Raw genomic sequence first — 2,153 nt, forward strand, 5'->3', positions numbered from 1 at the left:
ATGTTAGAAAATATTGGTTAAATATATCCACTTTATTTTATTTGAATACATTTTCCTATCTTATCTTCGTTTATTAATATCTGCTTTCAACCTTTTTAGCACACTCCCAAACTTTTGCTAGCTTAGAAACTATAAGGACAACTTTACAAAAGCGTCAACCGATAAACTTGGATAAGATTTATATTTCCTTTGCTAAGTAGTGCCCTAAAACTTAGGACTCCATTTAACTGGACGTAACACTACGCCCGCTATCTCGTCATTCACTTGGAAATTCGAGAATACTTTTCTAATTATTTGCAAAGCTCCGTTAATATCCGCATTGATTAAGCGGTCATCATTAGCTTTAAACAAACCACGTTTAATTCGTCTGTTAACAGGGCTTTTACCTTGTCGCTTTCTGCTTTTATTGCCGTTTTCCCAACAAGGCTGTTCATGATCTAAACTACTAGTTTGACTAGTGTAACTTTCGTTAGTTTGAATAACAGTAATTCCTGCTAAATTAGCCTTGTACTTAATCATGTCGATCATCACCTGGTGAGGAATCCCAATAAAGTTTTGATTATTTCTTTTCCCCATATTTGAACTTCTTTTCCATGATTTGTTCTTACCAATGACAATTGTGTTTGCCTCACAGTTTAACGCATAATCCACGATACGTTTAGATGCTTTGTGGGCAAATTGCCTAATTTTGTCATTGCGCCAAGCGGTAATTTTCTTCATGGCTTGGGTATCTTGATAGACAACTTTCTTACCTTGTTTGGTATTAATTATTCGTTCAAGCTGATGGTGTCTAGCTTGAAGCTGTCTTAATTCAGCACGCTTTTTATTATAATACTGGTTAACCGACTTAATTCCACGACCGTTAATGAGTAGTGGACGATTACTAGTGTTAGAAGCGCAAGCAAAAGCATTATCAATTCCAGGATCAATCCCAATATATTTACCGTTATCTGGTAAGTATTTAATTTCTTTATTGGCTTTATATGGAACAATTACTTTATAACCATTAGCGACAGGTTTAAAAGCAACGCGTCCAATTTTTTCAATATTAGGCGCAAGTTTTAGCTTTAAATCCAATTTTGGAACAATCAAATAGCCATCTTTAACTTTAGCGTTCTGATTAGTCACAAAGAAGGTATGGCGTTTGTCCCGTAAATAACGGGGCAATCTTGGTTTTCCGCTAAACTTACTAGGATTAGCTTTGTAGGCTTTCAGCGCTTTAAAGAATGCCTGCCAAACAGTTGTGACCTCTCTTAAAGTCTGTTGTGCCGATTGGACATAGCCTAAGCTATGATAAAGCATTAACTCACGCTTTTGATAACGCTCTTTAAATATTTGATCGAGTTGACTATAGCCTTTAATATATCTTTTCTTAAAGAAACCTTGTCTTAAGTCAAAAAGGGCACGGTTGTACAAATTGTGTGCTACTAAAGAATACTCATCAAGCTTCGGATTAGCTTTAATCAGATATTCACTGGCTAATTGCTCATATTGCAGATCATTTCTAGGAACTTGCTTATTCTTTTTTGCCATCTTTTTCACCGCCTTTCTGATTTAAGGTGCTTTCTATAAGCTTACGTTCCACTCGTCTATGAGAATATTCTCTCATAGAGAAGCAATGCAGTAGGCTGATAATTTCTTCAAACAGCTCTTCTTCATCAGTCTTAGGATTCAGCTCATTTGAGATAGTTTCAATCGCTGTCCCGTAGTTTTTAAACAAGTATTCAAATAGCTCAAACCCTACACGACTCAATCTATCTTGATGAGTAATGATTACTCTTTCAACTTTGCCTGCCAAAACTAAGTCTAATAATTTAAAGAACTGTTTTCGATTTTTAAAAGAGATGCCACTGGCAATATCTGAAAAGGAATTATCGACATGATAGCCTTTATTTTCAGCGAAATCACGTAATTCTTGCATTTGATTAGCTAAATCATGTTTTTGCTTATAAGTAGAAACACGACCATAGAGAATAGTCTGACGAGGAGTATGTTTATTTTTAAACAACCAAACCGAATCATCGTCAAACTCAAATTGACCTGTTGGCTTTTGAACAGCTTTAATAAAACCTTTTTCACGATAACGTTTCAAAGTTGAGCGGCTAATTTGAAGTATTTCCATTACTTGATTAGCTTTCATAGTTTCACCTCCT

General features: G+C 35.3%; 2 protein-coding genes. Both read right to left on the reverse strand.

Translation table 11 applies throughout. The features are described 5' to 3' along the window. Positions 1 to 204: 204 nt before the first annotated feature. A complete protein-coding gene (locus tag CP366_RS10270; RefSeq protein WP_199162868.1) occupies positions 205 to 1,533 on the reverse strand; it encodes an RNA-guided endonuclease TnpB family protein in 1,329 nt (442 codons plus the stop codon). Continuing rightward, positions 1,517 to 2,140 (reverse strand): IS607 family transposase, encoded by a 624-nt coding sequence (locus tag CP366_RS10275; RefSeq protein ID WP_065991183.1) that lies wholly within the window; start codon positions 2,138 to 2,140, stop codon positions 1,517 to 1,519. The genes CP366_RS10270 and CP366_RS10275 overlap by 17 nt, the downstream gene beginning before the upstream one ends. Between the last annotated feature and the right edge of the window lie 13 nt (positions 2,141 to 2,153).

The organism is Lactobacillus sp. UMNPBX15, assembly GCF_002553785.1.
Classification (GTDB): domain Bacteria; phylum Bacillota; class Bacilli; order Lactobacillales; family Lactobacillaceae; genus Lactobacillus; species Lactobacillus crispatus.